The organism is Fibrobacter sp. (assembly GCF_017551775.1).
Classification (GTDB): Bacteria; Fibrobacterota; Fibrobacteria; order Fibrobacterales; family Fibrobacteraceae; genus Fibrobacter.
On the sequence record NZ_JAFZKX010000110.1, the window covers coordinates 41,350 to 55,610 of the forward strand.

Consider the following 14,261-nt stretch of genomic DNA (forward strand, 5'->3'; position numbering starts at 1 on the left):
CAAGCGCCTGAAAATTTCCTATGATCGGAAAAAGGTCTTGCCCGTTTACGATTTGACGGTAAATGATACCCTGTACAAGATTAAGCCGAATCGGATATATTCGGCCGATAGTTTAATAAAGCGCTTCGTCGACGTAGATGCTGGTATCTATAGGAATATCGCCGAGGCTGGGGAAGAATTCAATGTTCTCCGTTTTTTGTTTGTCGAGGCATGATTTCTTGATTGTATTGAATGATGCTGCGATATCCATTACCGACATGCATTCGTCTTGCAGACATGCGCTAAAGCCTATGGTGGGCGTGTAAGAAGTGCCGGCTTTCTTTATGTGCTGGCTGGGGCTTGCGATAAAGAATTCTTGGCTTACTTCGATAAGGCATCCCTTGTTGATGCGGTACGATATATAACTGGTGGTGGTGTCGCGGCCGTTGTTATCGGTGTATCTGTAGGCGTAGTTCCAGGTATCCTGATTCATGATGTCAAGGCGGTCACAGAAGGTCCCCGTCGGGTCGAAACGGTATTGCTCGTTGGTGGCCCAGCCGCTCGATGATGAACTTTCCGGTGTCGGTGTCGAGCTTGTATCTAGGGACGACCAGGTTACGGGACTGGGGCATTCGCCGTAATAACTGGGACGCCCGAGGGCTTCATTCTTGGTTATAAATTCGCTTGCAATGTCACCTACGCTGCTGGAACTTGTTTTCCCTGAATTGCCGGAGCCGTTGTTCCCTGAACTGCTGGAGGTAATGTCGCTTTCTGGTTGTTCCTGATTGCTGGGAGACGTGCTTGAGCCGTCGTCGCAGGCGATGAATGTAGTCATTGCGAATGTAAAGAAGAACCCCAAAAGAACTTTGTACATACAGAAAATCTCCTTGGCCCATAATTTACAAAAAAAGAAGAATCCCCGCCTAAAAAATGAAGGCGGGGATTCTTGATAAAGGCGGTAAACGACTACAGCACGCCGTGGCAGGTGCGGCTGATGACGTCGTCCTGCTGTTCCTTCGTCAAGGAGAGGAACTTGACGGCGTAGCCGGAAACGCGGATGGTGAAGTTCGCGTATTCGGGCTTTTCCGGGTGGGCCTGCGCGTCGAGGAGCTTTTCCACGCCGAACACGTTCACGTTCAGGTGGTGTGCGCCCTGGTCGAAGTAGCCGTCCATCACGGTCACGAGCTTCTGGGAGCGTTCCTCGTCGCTATGGCCGAGGGCGTTCGGGCTGATGGTCTGCGTGTTGCTGATGCCGTCGAGCGCGTACTCGTAGGGGAGTTTCGCGACGGAGTTGAGCGATGCCAAGAGGCCGTTCTTTTCGGCGCCGTAGCTCGGGTTTGCACCGGGAGCGAACGGGGCGTGGGCCGGGCGGCCATCGGGGAGGCTGCCGGTTGCCTTTCCGTACACGACGTTGCTGGTAATCGTGAGGATGGAGGTCGTGGGTTCCGCATCACGGTAGGTGTGGTGCTTCTTGACCTTTCCGATGAATTCCTTGAGGAGCCATACTGCGATTTCGTCGGCGCGGTCGTCGTCGTTGCCGTACTTCGGGAAGTCGCCTTCGACTTGGAAGTCCTTGGCAAGGCCGTTTTCGCCGCGGATGACCTTGACCTTTGCGTACTTGATGGCGCAGAGGCTGTCGACCACGTGGCTGAAGCCCGCGATACCCGTCGCGAACGTGCGGCGCACATAGGTATCGATGAGGGCGAGTTCCGCGGCTTCGTAGTAGTACTTGTCGTGCATGTAATGGATGAGGTTCAGCGTATTCACGTAGATACCCGCGAGCCATTCGAGCATGATGTCGTACTTGTGCATCACTTCGTCGTAGTTCAGGTAGTCACCCGTAATCGGGGCGAGTTCGGGGCCAATCTGCATGCCGGGCACGAGACCTGCTTCTTCGTCCTTGCCGCCGTTGATGGCGTAGAGGAGGGCCTTGGCGAGGTTCGCGCGGGCACCGAAGAACTGCATTTCCTTGCCGGTCTGCGTCGCGGAAACGCAGCAGCAGATGCTGTAGTCGTCACCCCAAACCGGGCGCATCACGTCGTCGTTTTCGTACTGGATCGAGCTGGTCGTCACAGAAATGAACGCGGCGTATTCCTTGAAGTTTTCGGGCAGGCGCTTGGTGTAGAGAACGGTGAGGTTCGGCTCCGGAGAGGGGCCCATGTTCTCGAGCGTATGCAAGAAGCGGAAGTCGTTCTTGGTGACCATGGAGCGTCCGTCCTGGCCCATGCCGGCGACTTCGAGGGTTGCCCACACCGGGTCGCCGCTGAAGAGCTGGTTGTAGGACTCGATACGGGCGAATTTCACCATGCGGAACTTCATGACCATGTGGTCCACGAGTTCCTGCGCTTCGCTTTCGGTGAGCGCGCCGTTCTTGAGGTCGCGTTCGATATAAATGTCGAGGAAGGTCGAGATGCGGCCCACGCTCATGGCGGCGCCGTTCTGCGTCTTGATGGCGGAAAGGTAGCCGAAGTAGAGCCACTGGAAGGCTTCGCGGGCGTTGGTGGCGGGCTTCGAGATGTCGAAACCGTAGCTTGCGGCCATCACCTTCATGGCCTTGAGGGCCTTGATCTGTTCTGCAACTTCTTCGCGCAGGCGGATGACGTCGTCGGTCATGGTGCCGTCGCCAACGTGGGCGAGGTCATTCTGCTTCTGCTTGATGATGTAGTCGATACCGTAGAGGGCAACGCGGCGGTAGTCGCCCACGATGCGCCCGCGGCCGTAAGTATCCGGAAGACCGGTGAGCAAGTGAGCCTTGCGGACGGCGCGGATTTCGGGAGTGTAGCAGTCGAACACGCCCTGGTTGTGCGTCTTGTGGTAATCGGTGAAAATCTTGTGCAGCTCGGGGCTCGGCGTGTAGCCGTACTGCTGGCAGGATTCTTCTGCCATCTTGATGCCGCCGAACGGCATGAATGCGCGCTTGAGCGGCTTGTCGGTCTGCAAGCCCACGACCTTCTCGAGGTCCTTGAGGGATTCGCTGATGTAGCCCGGCTTATGGCTCGTAATCGTCGAAACGATATCGGTGTCCATGTCGAGCACGCCGCCCTTCTTGCGTTCTTCGGCCTGCAGCTTCTGGAGCTCGCCCCAAAGTTTTTCAGTGGCGTCGGTCGGACCCGCCAAAAATTCCTTGCCGCCTTCGTATGCGGTGTAGTTACGTTGGATGAAATCGCGGACGTTGATTTCGCTCTGCCAGAGTCCGCCGTTAAAGCCTTTCCAAGCTTCACTCATTATGTACCTCTTTGCTCGGAACCCTACACCCATATAAGCGGGTCCGAGGCTTTTGTTTCTTTGTTTTTTCTTACAATGCAATATAGAAAGTTTGCGGTCCTGGGTACGAGGATTGAATTGTGGAAATGGCGCTGCCGGCAGGGGCCTGCAACGCGGGTCTCTCGTAACCTTTTACAAATCAATGAATTAGGTTTGCAGTGTGAGGGAAATCACTCGAACCGGAGCGCCTCGATGGGGTCTAGCCGGCTCGCCTTGCGGGCAGGGTACCACCCGAAAAATACGCCGGTAGCAAAGCATACGCCGAAGCTCACGATGACGCTCATCGCCGATACGCTCATGGGCCAGTTCATCACGTTCTTCACGATTTCGGAGGCGGCGACTCCGAGCGCGATTCCGATGGCACCGCCGAGCAGGCTGATGATGACGGATTCGAAGAGAAACTGGAGGAGAATGTCGCGGCCGCGCGCGCCGATGGCCATGCGGAGCCCGATTTCCTTGGTGCGTTCGGTAACGGAGACGTACATGATGTTCATGATGCCGATGCCGCCTACAAACAAGCTAATGCCCGCGATGGCGGTGAGCACCAGCGAAAGCAGGTCCGACGTGCTCGTGACCATCGTAATCATTTCTTCTTGCGTGAAGATGCGGAATGGGTCGGTGGGCTTTGTCCAGCTGCGGCGTTCCTTGAGGATGCCCATGATTTCTTCGGTCGCCTTCTCGGCATAGCCTTCGCCGATGGAGTTCGCGAGAATCTGGCGTATCTTGGTCGTCGCGCCGAAGCGTTTCATCACGGTCTGGTAGGGCGTGAAAATCACGTCGTCCTGGTCCTGCCCGAAATCGCCTGAGCCCTTCGCCTTGAGGGTGCCGATGACTTTCAGCGGGATGTTCTTGTAGCGGATGGTTTTCCCGATGGGGTCCGTGTCCGCGAAGAGGTTCTTGACGACGGTCTGCCCGATGACGCAGACTTTCGCCATGCGGTCGGTTTCGTCGTCGAACATCACGCCGTCAGCGATTTCGTAGTTGCGTATCTTGAGGTAGTCGGCCGACACGCCGGAAAGGCTCGTGGGGGAGTTGTTGTTCCCGACGATCGCCTGCCCGCCCACGGAAATCAGGGGCGAAACGGCGTCGATGTAGGTGGCTTCCTTGCGGAGCGCTATCACGTCTTCTTCTTCGAGCGTCTCGGTGGAACTGCTCGCGTCCATCTGCACGCCGCCGCGCCTGCTCTGGTTCGGCATGATGGTGATGGCGTTCGTGCCCATCGCGGTCATCTGCTCCTTGATGGATTTTTTGGAGCCTTCGCCCATCGCGACCATGGTGATCACGGCGGCAACGCCGATGACGATGCCGAGCACGGAAAGAAAGGTACGCATGCGGTTGCGGAGCAGCGCCTTGAGGGAAATCTTTATGAGAGTAATCGGGCCCATTATTCCTCCTCGTCAAATTGTTCCGGCGGAGGGAGCGCCTCGAAGGCGGCTTTCGCGTCTTGCATGTCGTTCTTCACGTCTTTTTTCAAAAGCCCGTCGCGGAGCGTGACGGTGCGTTCGCTGAAGGTCGCTATGTCGGGTTCGTGCGTCACGAAGGCGATGGTTTTGCCCTGCCGGTGCAGCTGCTGGAAAATCATCATGATTTCGTAGCTGGTACGCGTGTCTAGGTTTCCGGTCGCTTCGTCGGCGAGGATAATCACGGGGTCGTTCACCAGGGCGCGGGCGATGGCCACGCGCTGCTGCTGGCCGCCGGACATCTGGTTGGGCAGGTGGTTCATGCGGTCTTCGAGGCCCACCATCTTGAGTGCCGCTATGGCGCGGCGGTGGCGCTCGTCGGCGGAAATTTTCGGGTTGTACAGGAGCGGCAGTTCTACGTTCTCGATGGCTGTGGTACGGCTGAGCAGGTTGTAGCTCTGGAACACGAAACCGATTTTCTGGTTGCGGATTTTCGCGAGGGCGTCGCCCTTGAGCTTTTCGGTGTGTTCGCCGTCCAGAATGTAGTGGCCGGAGGTCGGCCGGTCCATGCAGCCGAGGATATTGAGCATCGTGGACTTGCCGGAACCGGATGTTCCCATGATGGTCACGAATTCGCCGGGGTAGATATCGAAACTCACCCCGCGCAGGGCATGCACGGTTTCTTCGCCCATTTTGAAGTCGCGGCGGAGGTTTTGTATCGAAAGTATGGGATTTTTTTGTGTCATTTTCATTAATTTAGATGCTCTTGCCGATGTTTCCGTTGCATTTCGGCCCTAAGATAAATATCTTTATAGAGGTTGTGTGGCGAAAAGCTGGTTGCGAAGGCTAACCAGAAGTCGCCACGTTTTGTTTTTTTTCTAGCTTTCTTGGGTAGTATGCGCTGTCCCTGAAATTGCGTATGTTGTCGCATGACAAGGACTTGGAGATATTGTTGATGGAAAATAAGGTTGCACAGAGTGCCGTCGCTCCGAAGCCCGATGACGATGAAATCGATATTCTAGAAATATTGGTTTTTCTCAAGAGCAAGTGGCGATTCTTGATAATCTTTTTGATTCTGGGCGTCATCGCCGGCGGGATCGCGTCCATGTGGATGCGTCCGGCCTATAGCAGCGATATCTTGCTCCAGGTCGATGTCAAGGGCAACAAGTCTGTCAAGGCGCTCGGCGAAATGGGCGCCCTTCTGGATGCGTCTTCCCCGTCCGAAGCCGAAATGCAATTGCTCAAGAGCCGCATGGTGCTCGCTTCCGTGGTGGAAGAGGAACGCATCTGCTTCTCGGCCAATCCGCTCAACAAGATGGACCGCCTGCTGCACCGCGAAGGGCGAATGGACCTCGAATACCTGAAGATCCCGAAGTCCGTAAGCCAGGCGGGCATGAAGATTTACGCCCGTGTCCTCGCCGATACGTCCTCGTTCGAAATCTTGGACGACGACGAGAAGGTGATTCTGAAGGGTGTCGTGGGCGAGACGTACCGCCAGCCCTATGCGGGTGATTCGCTCATCGTGTGCGTGCGCTCCATAAAGGCGACTGCGGGCCAGATGTTCCTGCTTGCGGCTATCCATCCTCAGATTGCGGTCGCGGGCCTCCTCAAGAGCCTGAACGTCGCCGAGGAGGGCAAGAATTCCGGCATCATCCGCGTGAAGATGACCCACAAGTATTCCGACCGCGTGGCGGAAATCCTCAATTCGGTCGCCAATACCTACCTCAAGCAGAATATCGAGATGCGTAGCGCCGAGGCGAAGAAGACCCTCGAGTTCCTGGAAGAACAGCTCCCGGGCGTGAAGGCAAAGCTTGATTCCGCGGAACACAAGCTGACCTCGTACCGCCATACGAAGGGCACGATCGACCTTTCGGGCGAAACGCGCGTGCACCTCCAGAAAGATGTCGAACTGCAGCAGAAGCTCCTGGAACTCGAACAGAAGAAGCAGGAGGCGCTCAGGCTGTTCCAGGCGGAACACCCGACCATCCGTACCATCGAGCAGCAGCAGGCCAAGCTCAGGGGCGAACTCGCGAAGCAGCAGAAGGCTGCGGCGAAGCTCCCGCTCACCCAGCAGGAAGTCCTTTCCCTGCAAGAAGAGGTGGAAGTCAACAACAGGCTCTACACGAACCTCCTGAACAATATCCAGCAGCTCCGCGTGGTACAGGCGGGCGAAGTCGGGAACGTGCGTATTGTGGACCGCGCCTATGTGCCTATCAAGCCCAGCAAGCCCAACCGCAAGCTCATCTTCTTGGGCGTGGTGTTCGGCTTCCTACTTTTCGGCTGCGCTCTCGTGCTCGTGCGCCGCATGACCCAGAACGGCGTCGCCAGCAGCAGCGAACTTGAACTTGCGACTGGCATCGGCGTATACGGCAAGCTCCCGTTGATAGGGAAGGATACCGTCAACAACGTGCTCAAGCCTGTCGTACACGAAAACCCCGACGAACCTTTCGCCGAAGGCATTCGCGCCCTCAGGACCGCCCTCGAGTTCTCCCTGATGATGGACAAGGACAAGGTGCTCATGGTTACGGGCCTTGTCGAGGGCGTGGGCAAGTCTTTCGTTTCTATAAACCTCGCGAGTTCCTTCGCCATGTCGGGCAAGAAGGTGCTGCTCGTGGACATGGACCTTCGCCGTGGCCACATGTTCGAACGCAGCCACAAGGGCCTCTGCGAGATGCTCCGTACCGACAATTACTCCGACGAGTACATCGAGAAGGTTTTCGAGAACTTCCATGTGCTGGCCTCCGGCAAGCGCGTGGTGAACCCGGGTGACCTGCTTGGCAAGGACCGCTTCGGGAAGTTCCTCGATATCGCCCGCTCCCAGTACGACCTGATTATCCTGGATACGCCGCCGGTGTTCCAGTGCAGCGATGCGCTGCTCGTCGAAAAGTACGTAGACCATATTTTGTGCGTGCTCAAGCATGCCTCGCATTCCATGGAAAGCATCCAGGATGCGCTCGCCATGTTCGACCGCAGTACAGACAAACCTTTGCCGAAGGCGTTCGTGTTCAACAAGTGTGAACGCAACCGCTCGGGGTATGGCTATGGTGGAAACTATGGCTATTACCACAGGAAGTATTAACACACAAAGGAGAATAGATGAAGAAATCAATCGTTCTTTCACTACTAGCCGTTGGCCTGGCCTTCGCCCAAAGCGGGTTGATGGCTGGATCCGACGGTCTTCACCAGCAGAACGCCTACACGCTGGGCCAGTGGAATCTCGCCATTGGCGTGGGCGGCGACCTCGCGCTGGATTCCTGGAGCCTGAGCCGTGGCGGTGCTTATACCTCCAACGGCAAGACCCATGGGCTCAACGAATGGGACGGCTCCCTTTCTGGCAGAGTCAATCTGGGACTCGGTTTGTTCGACTTCTTGGATGTGGGTGCTAGCCTTCCGCTTTACTACGAGCACGCTAACGATGAGTCTGGCGTTGCTGGGTGGTACGAAATGTGGACGACCAGCCGTGGCGACCTCGACCTGTGGTTGAAGGCCCGCATCCCGTTCGACGACGACCGCGTTTTCGGACTTGCTGCCATGTTTGACTTCTACATCCCGACGGGTGAAACCTCTGCGGGTATGCGTCCCCGCCACGCCTGGTACCTGAACGACCAGGGCATCACGCATCCGTTTACCGCCGATGCGTTTGCGGTGGCCGGAACCCTCGTGATGACTCTCGACTTCTCCAAGGTGAACGTGCCCTTCCGCTGGAACGGCCATGCCGGCTTCGTGTATGCGACTGGCGAAGGCGAAGCCAATACGTTCGTCTATGGCACGGGCATCAACTGGCTCCCGCTCTCCTGGTTGGACGCCTTTGTTGAATACTCTGGCGAATTCCGCGTAGAGAAGACGGGCTATCCGCGTGACCCGCTGGAAGACCCGATGCTCATTACTCCGGGTCTCCGCTTCCACCTGCCGGCGAACATCGACTTCGCTATTGGTCTGGATGTGGCTGTTCGCGCTCTCAGGAACTTCCGCTATGACTACCAGAAGGAAATGAAGAACGTCGACGACTACACCGTCCACTACATGGATGAAAAGGGTCACAGGGCTACTTACGGTTATGTCCCGACTCCGCTCTATGCCGGTACTGCCGCCCTCACCATGCGCTTTGGCGACAACAAGAAGGATTCCGACGGCGATGGCGTGCTCGACAGCAAGGATAGCTGCTCCAGCACTCCGTCCGGTGCCGTGGTCGACTCCGTGGGTTGCCCGCTCGACGGCGACAAGGATGGCGTTCTCGATGGATTCGACAAGTGCCCGGGTACTCCGGAAGGCGCAACCATCGACTCTGTCGGCTGCCCGTTCGATTCTGACAATGATGGCGTTTACGACGGTATCGACAAGTGCGCCAACACCAAGCCCGGTGCAAGCGTCGGTATCAATGGCTGCGAAGGTGACTTCGACGGCGACGGTGTGGAAGATTCCTTCGACCGCTGCCCGAATACCAGGGCCGGCGCTCCGGTTGACTCCGCAGGCTGCCCGCTCGATAACGACAAGGACGGCGTTGCCGACGATCTGGACAAGTGTGCCGATACTCCGGCTGGCTTTACGGTCGATTCTACCGGCTGCCCGCTTGATGCCGACAAGGATGGCGTGCCCGATGTTCTCGACAAGTGCCCGAATACTCCGGCTGGCGTGCCTGTTGATACTCTTGGCTGCGCTGCTGATGCCGACAAGGATGGCGTTGCCGACGCTATTGACAAGTGCCCGGGTACCAAGCCTGGTGCTCAGGTGAACGCTGAAGGCTGCGAAGGCGACTTCGACGGCGACGGAATTCCGGATGCCGTTGACCAGTGCCCGAATACCAAGGCCGGCGTGCCTGTCGATACTACTGGCTGCCCGTCTGATGCTGACAAGGATGGCGTGTTCGACGTGAACGACAAGTGCCCGAATACTCCTGCCGGAACGACGGTCGACAACACCGGTTGCGCCGCTGACTTCGACAAGGATGGCATCTCCGATGATCAGGACAAGTGCCCGAACACCAAGCCCGGCGTGAAGGTCGACACGAACGGCTGCCCGCTCGATGAAGACAAGGACGGCGTGCCCGATGGCATTGACCAGTGTGCCGGTACTCAGAACGGTGCTCCGGTTGACTCCGTGGGTTGCCCGCTCGATACCGACAGGGACGGCGTGGCCGATTACCAGGACAAGTGCCCGAACACCATCGAAGGTGTGAAGATCGACAAGAAGGGCTGCCCGGTCAACAAGAAGGAAGATCTCGAACGCCTCAAGAAGGGCATCCAGTTCAAGACCGGTTCTTCCAAGCTGACCAAGGCCAGCTACAAGACTCTCAACCAGATTATCAAGTTGCTGCAGAAGTACGAATCCGCCAAGCTCGAAATCCAGGGTCATACCGACAATACGGGTTCCGACGTGGCCAACAAGAGGATTTCTCAGGAACGTGCCGATGCCGTGGCCAGCTACTTCACCCAGAAGGGTATCTCTGCTGACCGCATTCGCGCCATGGGCTACGGCTCCGAAATGCCGATTGCCGACAACAAGACAAAGTCTGGCCGCTCCAAGAACCGCCGCGTGGAACTCGTCCCCTTCCAGGACTAACCGCGACTAGGTTCTAGGAATTCCTAGAAATTGAAAAACGTCCGCTTCGGCGGGCGTTTTTTTTTGTATTAGAGTTTTTTTATTTCTTGAAAACCCACTTTTTGTAGAGGGTGTAGCTCACGAGCACGTAGACGATGTTTGCCACGATGTTGGCGAAGAACGTTGGCTTCATGAACTGCGAAATCCACACGGTGAACTCGTGGAGCGCCCCCACATGGGCGAGCATGTACTTTGTGCCTTCGAGTGCCGCGAGGTTGAGCCCGTAGCTGCACAGGAAAACGATTGCGAATCGGAGAACTTCGGTGCGCTTCTGGTTGTGGCTCTTGAAATTCCAGATGCGGTTCATGAGGTAGCTGTTGATGCCGCCCGCGACGAACCCGAGGAAATTCGAAAGTTCGACGTTCCAGTTCAGCCACTGGTGCAGAATCCACACGGTGGCGAGCGTGATGAGCGTGTTCATGACGCCGATGGCGTTGTATTTGATAAAGTGAAGCACAGACGGGAAGATAGTAAATCTATCTTTAGCGCATGAATTGGATTGAAGGCAAAAAGTGCGATGCCGCTGCTGCGGCCGAAATGATTCAGGACGGTGACATTCTCGGGGTTTCGGGCTTTACGCTCGCCGGTTACCCCAAGGCGGTCCCGCTCGCGCTAGCCGCCCGCGCCGAAAAACTGCATGCCGCGGGCGAGAAGTTCCAGGTGACGCTCTATGCGGGCGCTTCTACCGGCGACAGCTGCGATGGTGCTCTCGCACGCGCGGGCGCTCTCAAGCTCCGCATGCCTTACCAGAGCAACCCGAGCCTCCGCAAGGGAATAAACGACGGGAGCATCCGCTACATCGATGCGCATCTAGGCAAGATGGGCTACCTCGTGCGTACGGGTACCATACCTGCGCCTACTGTCGCCGTGATCGAAGTGAGCGCCATATTGCCGGACGGCCGCGTGTGCCTTTCTACTTCGGGCGGAAATTCCGTATGCTACCTGGAAATGGCCCCGAAAATCATCCTGGAACTGAATACGCGCCTGGGCGATAGCTGCATCGGCATGCACGATGACGCCCTGCCCGAACTTCCGCCGCATGCGAGGCCCCTGCCGGTATATTCCGCAGGCGACCGCGTCGGCAACGATTTTGTCAAGATAGATACGAATAAAGTAATCGCCATCGTCGAAAATGACGGTTTTGACGAGGTGACGCCTTTTGTGCAGCCCGACGAAGTCTCGAAGAACATCGGCGAACGCATTTTGGACTTCATCCGGTTCGAGGAATCGCACGGCAGGCTCCCGAAGGGAATGGCCTACCAGAGCGGAGTCGGGAAGGTCGCGAATGCGGTGCTTTGCGCGATGGCCGACGATGACCGCCTCGGGCGTATCGACCTGTTTACCGAAGTCATTCAGGAGGCGGTGCTCCCGCTTTTGAAGAAGGGCAAGCTCGGGGTGGCGAGCGGTACGGCGCTCACGCTTTCACAGGCCGCCCAGCAGGAATTCGTGCAGAACGCCTCCGAGTGGAAAAAACATTTTGTGCTGCGCCAGCAGGAAGTGAGCAACAGTCCCGATGTCATCCGCCGCGTGGGCGTGATTTCGATGAATACGGCCCTCGAAGCCGACATTTTCGGGAACGTGAACAGCAGTCTCGTGTGCGGCTCGGCGATGATGAACGGGATTGGCGGCGCGGCGGATTTCGCCCGCAATTGCGCTCTCGGGTTCTTCTTGACGCCGTCTGTCGCAAAGGGCGGCGCCATCAGCAGCATCGTGCCCTACGTGAGCCATGTGGACCATACGGAACACGACACCCAGATTTTCGTGACGGAGCAGGGCCTTGCCGACCTCCGCGGGCTTTCTACCGAAGAACGCGCAAGGCTCATTATCAAGAACTGCGTACACCCCGATTTCAAGGACGAAATGACCGAATTCTTGGAATACGGCCTGCGCCATGCCAAGGGACAGCACCTGCCTTTGCCGTTGGACAGGGCTTTCGAGATGCATTTGCGCTTCTTGGCGACCGGAAACATGAAAAAATAATAAGGCCATCCTCCTACCTATGTAAAAAAATGTTATTTTAAGGGTGTACACTCCCGCATGGGAGTGTGGATTGGGTAGGATTTTATGGCAAAGAAAAGAGGAGACTTTAGGGATTCAGTTCCCGTGTGGTTCGTGCTATGCGCGGCGTTTTTCCTGTGCGCTGCTTGCGGCGGTGATTCGGGTGCTTCTTCTGACCCCGAAGAAGATGAGGAAATTTCTTCAGCCGTAGACGAATCCCACAGGTTTTCGGGGAGAAGTTCTTCTTCGCGCGGTTTCTTCTATTCATCGAGGCATCATTCTTCTTCCTCTAGGGGCTCGGGTCGAGATACTATTGCGGATACGATCCTCAACGTGAAATCGTCTTCTTATAAGGTTTCCCGTGTGTTCCTGGGTGATTATATTGCGCCGCTCTTTGATTCCAGGAATGCTACCACGACGGCTCAGGTTTTCGACAAGAATGCGACATCTTGCAAGTTTGCTTTGGCATCGGACAAGGGCTGCACATTCTCCGAATCCGGAATCGAGGTCTCGTTCGACAACTTTGCGTTCTTGGATCCTTCTGCTACAGGGAAAATCTCGCTTTCTGCAATCAAGCAGGTTTCAAACGAAGATAGCGTTGGCGTGGATTTCTTTACGCACCTGCAGGCGGTTCGCGCAAGCATCCATATGGAAAGATCGACCTATGCGAGTTCCTCGGACCCCCTGAAGGCTTCCCTAGATGCGGGTGCTAGCGATATTTGGAAGTCATTCGACATGGATGCTCCCGTTGGTTCGAAAGATTCCGCTGGTGCGATGCTCGCCCTGCATATGATGATTTACGAAGCCCTGCTGGACAAGGGTGCTACCTTCCTGGATTCTATTGCGAATAATATTGGGACGAGCGGCCGCTGGAAAAGTTCCTCGGTGCCCGCCTCCATTGCGGATTTGATGATCTTGGCCGATGCCGTGGATGGCTATGCGGGCCTGCGCAGTAAGTTTGCGGCGACAAGCGGTGCGAATTCCGGTTTCGAGAAGCACCTGCAGACGTTCTACCAGCAGGAATTGGGCGTCGAAGCCTGCAAGGCTAGCAATGCGAACAAGATTCTCAAGGTGACGAACACCCATAGCCGCTATGCGGTGACGGACATTTCGGACTATTCGAAGGTCAAGGAACGCTTTGCCTGCAACAGCGCTGGCAAAATCTTCCTCGTGCCCGACAGCCTCAAGGATTTGTACGGCCTCGGCACCGGCAAGGAAGGCGATGTGCGCGTGGGCGGCTTCACCGGGAACCACTATTATACATATGAGAAGGGTTCCTGGAGGACTGCGACCGCACTGGAAAAGGATTCTTACTTTGTCCTGACTTCGGCGACGTCCGTCTTTACCGACATCAAGGATGTCTATGAAGGAATCAAGCCGAACGAGCGCGTTATTTTCGTGCTGAGGCATGCGGAACGCGGTGACGACACGAGCAAGGGCGGGACGCTTACCTCGAACGGCAAGACCCAATCGAGCGACGTGGGCAAGAGGCTCACCAAGTTCTCCGAAGATTTCGTGCTCGGCGCGTCGGAATTCCTGCGTGCGCATCAGACCGTGGAGAATATCGCAATCGGGCGAGGCCAGCAGTCCTCTATCCGTGACACGTTCCCCGAACTCAACGACGACTGGTACATTAAGGACATGGATGCTAGCGAGAAGGCGAAGTCCGAATGCGGTGGCGGTTGGGAACTGACTTCCAAGTATGCCTACACCGGCGCTTACACGACCGGACCCAACGCCGCGTTCTACAAGCTGAACGAACGTTCCGTGGAACTCATCGAGGACGTGCTCCTTGCCAAGTACAACGACCCGTCGCAGAGGTTCATTATCTTGAGTTCGCACGACAAGGTGATGGTGCCCTTGGTTGTCTACTGTACCAATTTCAAGGTAAACCTCAAGAAACATGATGGCGGAAAATGGCTCAACTATCTGGCCGGAATCGCCATAATCATCGATGAACTCGGGAACCGGCGGTATGTCCCCATAAAGGGCCTTAGTTCGGCATATATGTAGTTGATTTTT

The 14,261-nt window shown here is 56.5% G+C and carries 9 protein-coding genes; 4 read left to right on the forward strand and 5 right to left on the reverse strand.

Features of this window, described 5'->3' with window-relative positions; translation table 11 throughout:
• Window positions 1-112: 112 nt before the first annotated feature.
• The 4 genes from IK012_RS13000 to IK012_RS13015 all read right to left on the reverse strand — a co-directional run bounded on the left by IK012_RS13000 (window position 113) and on the right by IK012_RS13015 (window position 5,389).
• The gene (locus IK012_RS13000) at window positions 113-853 is read right to left on the reverse strand and encodes a hypothetical protein (RefSeq protein WP_290955281.1); all 741 of its coding nucleotides are present in this window, start codon (window positions 851-853) and stop codon (window positions 113-115) included.
• Between the two features lie 92 nt (window positions 854-945).
• Complete coding sequence (gene pflB / locus IK012_RS13005) at window positions 946-3,204, reverse strand: formate C-acetyltransferase (protein WP_290955283.1); 2,259 nt, start codon at window positions 3,202-3,204, stop codon at window positions 946-948.
• 209 nt (window positions 3,205-3,413) lie between these two features.
• Window positions 3,414-4,628 (reverse strand): ABC transporter permease, encoded by a 1,215-nt coding sequence (locus tag IK012_RS13010; protein WP_173345780.1) that lies wholly within the window; start codon window positions 4,626-4,628, stop codon window positions 3,414-3,416.
• The gene (locus tag IK012_RS13015; RefSeq protein WP_290955286.1) at window positions 4,628-5,389 is read right to left on the reverse strand and encodes an ABC transporter ATP-binding protein; all 762 of its coding nucleotides are present in this window, start codon (window positions 5,387-5,389) and stop codon (window positions 4,628-4,630) included. The genes IK012_RS13010 and IK012_RS13015 overlap by 1 nt, the downstream gene beginning before the upstream one ends.
• 209 nt (window positions 5,390-5,598) lie before the next feature.
• On the opposite strand from IK012_RS13015, the gene IK012_RS13020 reads away from it, so the two are divergent.
• Both IK012_RS13020 and IK012_RS13025 read left to right on the forward strand, forming a co-directional pair.
• Window positions 5,599-7,722 carry a polysaccharide biosynthesis tyrosine autokinase gene (locus IK012_RS13020; RefSeq protein ID WP_290955288.1) on the forward strand — a complete coding sequence of 708 codons (2,124 nt, stop codon included), beginning with the start codon at window positions 5,599-5,601 and terminating at the stop codon, window positions 7,720-7,722.
• A gap of 17 nt (window positions 7,723-7,739) precedes the next feature.
• Complete coding sequence (locus IK012_RS13025) at window positions 7,740-10,202, forward strand: OmpA family protein (RefSeq protein ID WP_290955290.1); 2,463 nt, start codon at window positions 7,740-7,742, stop codon at window positions 10,200-10,202.
• A 79-nt stretch (window positions 10,203-10,281) separates the two neighbouring features.
• Here IK012_RS13025 and IK012_RS13030 read toward each other — a convergent pair whose 3' ends face one another.
• Window positions 10,282-10,698, reverse strand: coding sequence for a GtrA family protein (locus tag IK012_RS13030; protein WP_290955292.1), 417 nt, complete (start codon window positions 10,696-10,698; stop codon window positions 10,282-10,284).
• Between the two features lie 32 nt (window positions 10,699-10,730).
• On the opposite strand from IK012_RS13030, the gene IK012_RS13035 reads away from it, so the two are divergent.
• Both IK012_RS13035 and IK012_RS13040 read left to right on the forward strand, forming a co-directional pair.
• On the forward strand, window positions 10,731-12,221 hold the full coding sequence (locus tag IK012_RS13035) for an acetyl-CoA hydrolase/transferase C-terminal domain-containing protein (protein ID WP_290955294.1): 1,491 nt from the start codon (window positions 10,731-10,733) through the stop codon (window positions 12,219-12,221).
• An 84-nt stretch (window positions 12,222-12,305) separates the two neighbouring features.
• Window positions 12,306-14,252, forward strand: a complete 1,947-nt coding sequence (locus IK012_RS13040) for a histidine phosphatase family protein (protein WP_290955296.1) — start codon at window positions 12,306-12,308, stop codon at window positions 14,250-14,252.
• The last annotated feature ends 9 nt before the right edge of the window (window positions 14,253-14,261 follow it).

Bases quoted from the DNA above. Each gene is read 5' to 3' on its own strand.
- IK012_RS13000 (WP_290955281.1), bottom strand. From the start codon at position 853: ATGTACAAAGTTCTTTTGGGGTTCTTCTTTACATTCGCAATGACTACA.
- pflB (WP_290955283.1), bottom strand. From the start codon at position 3,204: ATGAGTGAAGCTTGGAAAGGCTTTAACGGCGGACTCTGGCAGAGCGAA.
- IK012_RS13010 (WP_173345780.1), bottom strand. From the start codon at position 4,628: ATGGGCCCGATTACTCTCATAAAGATTTCCCTCAAGGCGCTGCTCCGC.
- IK012_RS13015 (WP_290955286.1), bottom strand. From the start codon at position 5,389: ATGACACAAAAAAATCCCATACTTTCGATACAAAACCTCCGCCGCGAC.
- IK012_RS13020 (WP_290955288.1), top strand. From the start codon at position 5,599: ATGGAAAATAAGGTTGCACAGAGTGCCGTCGCTCCGAAGCCCGATGAC.
- IK012_RS13025 (WP_290955290.1), top strand. From the start codon at position 7,740: ATGAAGAAATCAATCGTTCTTTCACTACTAGCCGTTGGCCTGGCCTTC.
- IK012_RS13035 (WP_290955294.1), top strand. From the start codon at position 10,731: ATGAATTGGATTGAAGGCAAAAAGTGCGATGCCGCTGCTGCGGCCGAA.
- IK012_RS13040 (WP_290955296.1), top strand. From the start codon at position 12,306: ATGGCAAAGAAAAGAGGAGACTTTAGGGATTCAGTTCCCGTGTGGTTC.